The organism is Variovorax sp. 20P10.2.4, assembly GCF_058244205.1.
Genome location: NZ_JBZAYE010000440.1, coordinates 1 through 6,197, shown reverse-complemented (window position 1 = coordinate 6,197; position 6,197 = coordinate 1). Strand labels below are relative to the sequence as shown.

9 protein-coding genes are annotated in these 6,197 nt (G+C 66.8%); 5 read left to right on the top strand and 4 right to left on the bottom strand.

Features of this window, described 5'->3' with window-relative positions; all coding sequences use genetic code 11:
* From AC27VN_RS29625 to hemP, 4 genes are all read left to right on the top strand, one after another.
* The coding region (locus tag AC27VN_RS29625; protein ID WP_490878856.1) for an energy transducer TonB at positions 1-270 on the top strand (270 nt) is incomplete at its 5' end.
* A gap of 11 nt (positions 271-281) precedes the next feature.
* A complete protein-coding gene (locus AC27VN_RS29620; RefSeq protein WP_057590302.1) occupies positions 282-995 on the top strand; it encodes a MotA/TolQ/ExbB proton channel family protein in 714 nt (237 codons plus the stop codon).
* 5 nt (positions 996-1,000) lie between these two features.
* Positions 1,001-1,414: an ExbD/TolR family protein gene (locus AC27VN_RS29615; RefSeq protein ID WP_093343007.1), complete on the top strand. Its 414-nt coding sequence runs from the start codon at positions 1,001-1,003 to the stop codon at positions 1,412-1,414.
* Positions 1,415-1,509: 95 nt separating this feature from the next.
* The gene (hemP, locus tag AC27VN_RS29610) at positions 1,510-1,722 is read left to right on the top strand and encodes a hemin uptake protein HemP (RefSeq protein ID WP_093343008.1); all 213 of its coding nucleotides are present in this window, start codon (positions 1,510-1,512) and stop codon (positions 1,720-1,722) included.
* A 200-nt stretch (positions 1,723-1,922) separates the two neighbouring features.
* Here the strand turns inward: hemP and AC27VN_RS29605 are convergent, their stop codons facing one another.
* Positions 1,923-2,330, bottom strand: coding sequence for a GlcG/HbpS family heme-binding protein (locus tag AC27VN_RS29605; protein ID WP_093343471.1), 408 nt, complete (start codon positions 2,328-2,330; stop codon positions 1,923-1,925).
* A gap of 180 nt (positions 2,331-2,510) precedes the next feature.
* Between AC27VN_RS29605 and AC27VN_RS29600 the strand changes: the two genes are divergently transcribed.
* Positions 2,511-3,212 carry a Bax inhibitor-1/YccA family protein gene (locus tag AC27VN_RS29600; RefSeq protein ID WP_093343010.1) on the top strand — a complete coding sequence of 234 codons (702 nt, stop codon included), beginning with the start codon at positions 2,511-2,513 and terminating at the stop codon, positions 3,210-3,212.
* A gap of 90 nt (positions 3,213-3,302) precedes the next feature.
* On the opposite strand, the gene rlmD is transcribed toward AC27VN_RS29600, so the two are convergent.
* From rlmD to AC27VN_RS29585, 3 genes are all read right to left on the bottom strand, one after another.
* Positions 3,303-4,751: a 23S rRNA (uracil(1939)-C(5))-methyltransferase RlmD gene (gene rlmD / locus AC27VN_RS29595; protein WP_490878855.1), complete on the bottom strand. Its 1,449-nt coding sequence runs from the start codon at positions 4,749-4,751 to the stop codon at positions 3,303-3,305.
* A 51-nt stretch (positions 4,752-4,802) separates the two neighbouring features.
* A complete protein-coding gene (locus AC27VN_RS29590) occupies positions 4,803-5,816 on the bottom strand; it encodes a sigma-70 family RNA polymerase sigma factor (protein ID WP_490878854.1) in 1,014 nt (337 codons plus the stop codon).
* A 4-nt stretch (positions 5,817-5,820) separates the two neighbouring features.
* Positions 5,821-6,197 (bottom strand): peptidoglycan DD-metalloendopeptidase family protein (locus AC27VN_RS29585; protein WP_490878853.1); only part of this gene is annotated, 377 nt, incomplete at its 5' end.

The window sequence follows — 6,197 nt, the reverse complement described above, 5'->3', positions numbered from 1 at the left end:
GCGCAGTGGCTGCGTCCTCCGGCGCCGGTCTATCCGCAGTTGAGTTCGCGGCTCGGCGAGGCCGGCACGGTGACCATTGCCGTGTACTTCAACCGCAGCGGCCTCGTGCGCCGTGCCGAAATCCTCAAGTCCAGCGGCTACGACCGCCTCGACCGCGCGGCCCGCGATGCGGTGCTGAAGTCGTCCGTGACCGTGAGCAACTATCCGAACGCGAGCGACGAGACCCTCTTCATGCTGCCCGCGCCCATCGTTTTCAACCAACCTAAGTAACTGAGACCCCTATGGATTCCCAATTTGGCTTGATGAATGTCTGGCACCAAGGCGACTTCGTCACCAAGGCCGTCGCGGTGCTGTTGATCGCCATGTCGCTCGCGTCGTGGATCGTGATCATCGTCAAGGCGCTCGACGTCATCCGCTACAAGCGTCTCGCCAAGCAGTCGCAGGACTTCTGGCACAGCGAGGATTTCGCCACCGCGCTCAACAAGCTCGGCAAGGACGACAGCAACCCCTTCCGCGCCCTGGCGCTCGAGGGCCGCGAAGCCGCCGCGCACCATCGCAACACCAAGGCGCACCTGCATGACGCGCTCGACGTCAGCGACTGGATCACGCGTTCGCTGCGCAACGGCATCGACGCCTTCACCGCGCGCCTGCAGACCGGCCTGGCCGTGCTGGCGTCGGTCGGTTCGACCGCGCCCTTCATCGGCCTGTTCGGTACCGTCTGGGGCATCTACCACGCGCTGATGAGCATCGGCTCGGCCGGCCAGGCCACGATCGACAAGGTCGCGGGCCCGATCGGCGAAGCGCTGATCATGACGGCCCTGGGCCTCGCGGTCGCCATCCCCGCCGTGCTCGGCTACAACGCCCTGGTGCGCGGCAACAAGTTCGTGCTGACCAAGCTCAACGCCTTCGCGCACGACCTGCACGCCTACTTCGTGACCGGTGCCCGCGTCCAGAGCGGCGCCGAATCGATCGTGGTTCCGCTCAAGAAGGGCTGAGCATCATGGCTTTCGGAACCCAAGACGAACCCGATGAGGTGATGAACGAGATCAACATGACGCCGCTGGTCGACGTCATGCTGGTGCTCCTGATCATCTTCATCATCACCGTGCCGGTGATGAAGCACGCGGTGAACATCGACCTGCCGCGCGCCACCAGCGAACCCGAGCAGCCGAAGCCCGAGAACATCCTGTTCAGCGTGACGGCCGAGGGCGACTACTACTGGAACGACCAGAAGATCTCCGACAGCGAGCTGCCCACCCGCCTCGCCGCCGAGGCCGCCAAGGAACCGCAGCCCGAGCTGCACATCCGTGGCGACAAGGCGGTGCGCTATGAGCGCGTGGCCAAGGCGATGTCGGAGGCGCGCGAAGCCGGCGTGCGCAAGATCGGTTTCATCACCGAACCCGACGCGAAATAACTGCCCCACGGGTCACAAAATTTTTCATCGCAGCGATTGACTTCTTGTTGAGAATTATTATCATTCAACCATCGCTTCGATAAGAGGAATTCGAGATGCCAGCCACCACCAACGCCTTTGCTGTTCTGAGCCACCCTTCGCTCGATCAATCGGGCGGCGGTCACGCCACCATCCAGGCTCAACGACCGGTTCCAATGGTCGAGAGCACCGAGCTGCTCAAGGGCAGCAAGACCGTCGGCATCATGCACAACGGCTCGCTGTACCGCCTGCAGGCCACCAAACTGGGCAAACTGATCCTGACCAAATAGGTCCCGGTCAGCCCGCCCCTCGCGCAAGTTTCATCGTGGGGCGACTCCAGGAGATTCATTTCTCCGAAGGGTCGTTTTTTGCTAGCCAACGGTTCGCCGACTAGCCAAGCTTTTTTTCACGCTGAACGTCCAATCAAAAACGCCGACTCTCGAGTCGGCGTTTTCGTTCGTGCAGGGCGCCAAGGCGCCCATGCGGCAGCTCAGAGACCGAGAGCCGCGATGCCGGCCTTGGCGACCTGCGCATCCTCGTTCGACTTCACGCCGCTGACACCCACGGCACCGATCACGTGGCCGTCCTTCACGATCGGCACGCCGCCTTCGAGCAGGCCGTGCACCAGCGGTGCCGTCAGGAAAGCGGTGCGGCCGCCGTTGATGATGTCCTCGTAAACCTTGCTCTCGCGGCGGCCCAGCGCGGCCGTGTGGGCCTTGGCCGGTGCGATGTGCGAGGACAGCGCGGCCGCGCCGTCGAGGCGCTGCAGCCACAGCAGGTTGCCCGCATCGTCGGCGATGGCGATCGTCACGGCCCAGTTGTTCTTGAGCGCCTCGGCTTCGGCGGCGGCGGCGATCAGCTTGACATCGGCGAGTTCAAGGAATGATTTGGTTTGCATGATGGTGATCAAAGTCTTGTTGCGTCGAACCCCAGAGCATACCGGCCCGCCGCGCGGCCTCCCCCTGTCGGACGGCGCGCCGTCTAAGGAACACCCCCCATACGGTCTTTGCGGGCCGCGCTCTTGCAGACTTCTAGAATGCGCCCAACTGCTACGGCAGCAACCACAGGAGCTTCGGCCATGAACGACCGCGTTACAACCCTCGACACTTCCACCGGCTACGGCCAGGTGCTGCCGCAGGCTGACCGCCAACGCGTGCTGCGCAACACCTACTGGCTGCTGGCGCTGAGCCTTCTTCCCACCGTGCTGGGCGCCTGGCTGGGCGTGCAGACCGGCATCACCCGTTCGCTGACCGGCGGCCTCGGACTCATCGTCTTCCTCGGCGGTGCCTTCGGCTTCATGTTCGCGATCGAGAAGACCAAGAACTCGGCCGCCGGCGTGCCGGTGCTGCTGGCCTTCACCTTCTTCATGGGCCTGATGCTCTCGCGCCTGATCTCGATGGTGCTGGGCTTCAAGAACGGCCCCGAACTGATCATGACGGCCTTCGGCGGCACCGCCGGCGTGTTCTTCGTGATGGCCTCGCTGGCCACCGTGATCAAGCGCGACCTGTCGGGCATGGGCAAGTGGCTGTTCGTCGGCGCGATGGTGCTGATGGTCGGCGCGGTCATCAACGTGTTCGTCGGCTCGACCGCCGGCATGTTCGCGATCTCGGTCGCCGCCATCGGCATCTTCTCGGCCTACATGCTCTATGACCTGAAGCAGATCATCGACGGCGGCGAAACCAACTACATCAGCGCGACGCTCGCCCTGTACCTCGACCTGTTCAACGTGTTCCAGAGCCTGCTGGCGCTGCTGGGCCTCGCGGGCGGCGAACGCGACTGACGCTTCGTCTTTCGATGGCCCCGCGGCCATCGATCGGTGAAAAAGAAAGGGCCCTTCGGGGCCCTTTCTCATTGCGGCGTCAGGCCCGCCTCATTCGCGCTCGAACACCGCGATCGACTCCACGTGCGCCGTGTGCGGGAACATGTTGACCACGCCCGCGTGCGTGCAGCGATAGCCGGCCTGGTGCACCAGCAAGCCGGCATCGCGCGCCAGCGTCGACGGATTGCAGCTCACGTAGACGATGCGCTTCGGCGGCGTCCAGCCGCCCGTGCGCAGCTCGGGCTGCTGGTGCAGGTCGGCCATCGCCTTGGCCAGCGCGAAGGCGCCCTCGCGCGGCGGATCGACCAGCCACTTGTCGGCCTGCCCGTCGGCGACCAGCATCTCGGGCGTCATCTCGAACAGGTTGCGCGCCACGAACGACGCCGGCGACAGCGCGCGCCGCGCGGGGGTCGCGGGCTGGTTCTTGCGGAAGTTCTCGGTGGCCCGCGCCACCAGCGTGTCGCTGCCCTCGATGCCCAGCACCTCGCGCGCGCGGCTCGCCAGCGGCAGCGTGAAGTTGCCGAGGCCGCAGAACCAGTCGATCACGCGCTCGTCAGCCTGCACGTCGAGCAGGCGCAGCGCCTTGCCCACCAGCGCGCGGTTGATGTGCGGATTGACCTGCGTGAAGTCGGTGGGCCGGAACGGCATCGTCACGCCGAACTCGGGCAGCCCGTAGGCCAGCGGCGTGCCGCCCTCCTCCAGCAGCCGCACCGTGTCGGGCCCCTTGGGCTGCAGCCACCATTGCACCTGCTCGTTCTTCGCGGCGAAGGCCTTGAGGCGACCGATGTCGGCGCCCGACAGCGGCTCGAGATGCCGCAGCACCAGCGCGATGGTGCCGAGCGCCTGGGTGCCCGGTGCATCGCCGCAGGCCAGTTCGATCTGCGGGCAGGTGTCGCGCGCGTCGAGCGAGGCGATCAGCGCGCGCAGCGGCATCAGCATCTGGCTGACCTGCTTGGGCAGCACGGGACAGACCTGCATGTCGGCCAGGTAGCGGCTCTTGCGCTCGTGAAAGCCGATCAGCACCGTGCCCTTCTTGACCACGTGGCGCACCGACAGGCGCGCGCGGTAGCGGTAGTGCCAGGCCGGGCCCTCGAGCGGACGCAACAGGTTCTCGGGACGGACCTTGCCGAGGTGCCAGAGGTTGTCCTCGAGCGCGCGCTGCTTCACCGCCACCTGCGCCGCGGCGTCGAGGTGCTGCATCTTGCAGCCGCCGCAGGCGCCCGTGTGCAGGCCGAAGTGCGGGCAGCCGGGCCGCACGCGCTGCGAGGACTCGCGCCGGATCTGCGTGACCGTGCCCTGCTCCCAGTTGTTCTTGCGGCGATGCACGTTGAGCTGCACCTCTTCGAAGGGCAGCGCACCCTCGATGAACACGACCATGCCGTCGGCCTTGTGCGCCACGCCCTGCGCGTCGAGGTCCAGCGATTCCACGTGCAGCCATTCGCCGCCGGCGTTCGTGGGGGTGTCCGTGGGGGATTTATCTTTCTTGATGGATTCCGTCATGCCCCGATTGTCTCAGCGTGGGAAGAGGCCCTCGCACGAAACCCGGCAGGGCTAGAACAAGGCGTCCCGCCCCACGCCCGAACGCGCGAGCTGGCGCCGCATCTTCGCGAGCGCCTCGTTCTGGATCTGGCGCACGCGCTCGCGCGTCAGGCCCAGCCGCACGCTGAGCACCTCGAGTGTCTCGGGCTCGCGGTCGTGCAGGCCGTAGCGGCCTTCGAGCACCTCGCGCTCGCGCGCATCGAGCGCGGCCACCCAGCTGTCGAGCAGGCGTTCGACCTCGTGCGCCTGGGTCGCGCCCGTGGGATCGCTCTCCTCGCTGTCGGCCGCGACCGAGTCGGACAGCGCGTAGCTCTCTTCGCCATGCGACTCGCCCGCGTCGAGCGAGCGCGGCGCCTCGGCCAGCGCCAGCAGATCGGCCACCGATTGCACGTCCGAGCCCAGCAGCGCCGCCACGTCTTCCACGCGCACCCCGTCGGGCCGGCGCGCCAGGAACTCGGGATCGCCCTCGAGCGTGCGGCGCGCGCGCAGCACCTGCTGCAGTTCACGCACGATGTGCACCGGCAGGCGGATCGTGCGGGACTGGGTCATCAGCGCGCGTTCGACCGACTGGCGTATCCACCAGGTCGCATAGGTCGAGAAGCGGAAGCCGCGCTCGGGCTCGAACTTGGTGATCGCGTGCATCAGGCCGAGGTTGCCCTCCTCGATGAGGTCGGAGAACGGCACGCCGCGGTTGAGGTAGGCCTTCGCGATGTTGACCACGAGCCGCAGGTTGTGCTCGATCATGGACTGGCGCGCCGCGAAGTCGCCGGCTCGCGCGGCGCAGGCGGCCGCGTATTCCTGCTCGGGGGTGAAAAGCTCGGTGCGCCGGATGCGGCGCAGGTAGACGGTGAGCGCGTCGGCCGTGTCGTCGCCGGTGCGCGCGAGCGCTTCGGCGTTCGGCTCCGGCGCGATCAGGCCATCGGGGGAAGAGACAGGCGGCGAGACCTCACCGCCGGATACCGCTTCGGCCGTGCTGCCCGCCGACCGGCGCACGGGCAGCGTGCGACGGGGGCGGGAACCGGCCATGGCATCACCGGTTCGGGAGGTAGCGCGCCGGATCGACCGGCTTGCCCTGGCGACGGATCTCGAAGTGCAGCTTCACGCGATCGGCATCGCTGCTGCCCATCTCGGCGATCTTCTGGCCCTTCTGGACCGACTGGTCTTCCTTCACGAGCAGCGTCTGGTTGTGCGCATAGGCCGTGAGGTAGGTGTTGTTGTGCTTCAGGATGATCAGGTTGCCGTAGCCGCGCAGGCCCGCACCCGCGTACACCACGCGGCCGTCGGCAGCGGCCAGCACCGGGTCGCCGGCCTTGCCGCTGATGTCGAAGCCCTTGTTCTTGGCATCGTCGAAGCCCGCGATCAGCGAACCATGGGCAGGCCAGATCCAGCCGATGTCTTCATCGCCAC

What these genes read in the sequence shown, in the direction of transcription:
- AC27VN_RS29600 (WP_093343010.1), top strand. Translation starts at nt 2,511, where the DNA reads ATGAACGACCGCGTTACAACCCTCGACACTTCCACCGGCTACGGCCAG.
- AC27VN_RS29605 (WP_093343471.1), bottom strand. Translation starts at nt 2,330, where the DNA reads ATGCAAACCAAATCATTCCTTGAACTCGCCGATGTCAAGCTGATCGCC.
- hemP (WP_093343008.1), top strand. Translation starts at nt 1,510, where the DNA reads ATGCCAGCCACCACCAACGCCTTTGCTGTTCTGAGCCACCCTTCGCTC.
- AC27VN_RS29620 (WP_057590302.1), top strand. Translation starts at nt 282, where the DNA reads ATGGATTCCCAATTTGGCTTGATGAATGTCTGGCACCAAGGCGACTTC.
- AC27VN_RS29590 (WP_490878854.1), bottom strand. Translation starts at nt 5,816, where the DNA reads ATGGCCGGTTCCCGCCCCCGTCGCACGCTGCCCGTGCGCCGGTCGGCG.
- rlmD (WP_490878855.1), bottom strand. Translation starts at nt 4,751, where the DNA reads ATGACGGAATCCATCAAGAAAGATAAATCCCCCACGGACACCCCCACG.
- AC27VN_RS29615 (WP_093343007.1), top strand. Translation starts at nt 1,001, where the DNA reads ATGGCTTTCGGAACCCAAGACGAACCCGATGAGGTGATGAACGAGATC.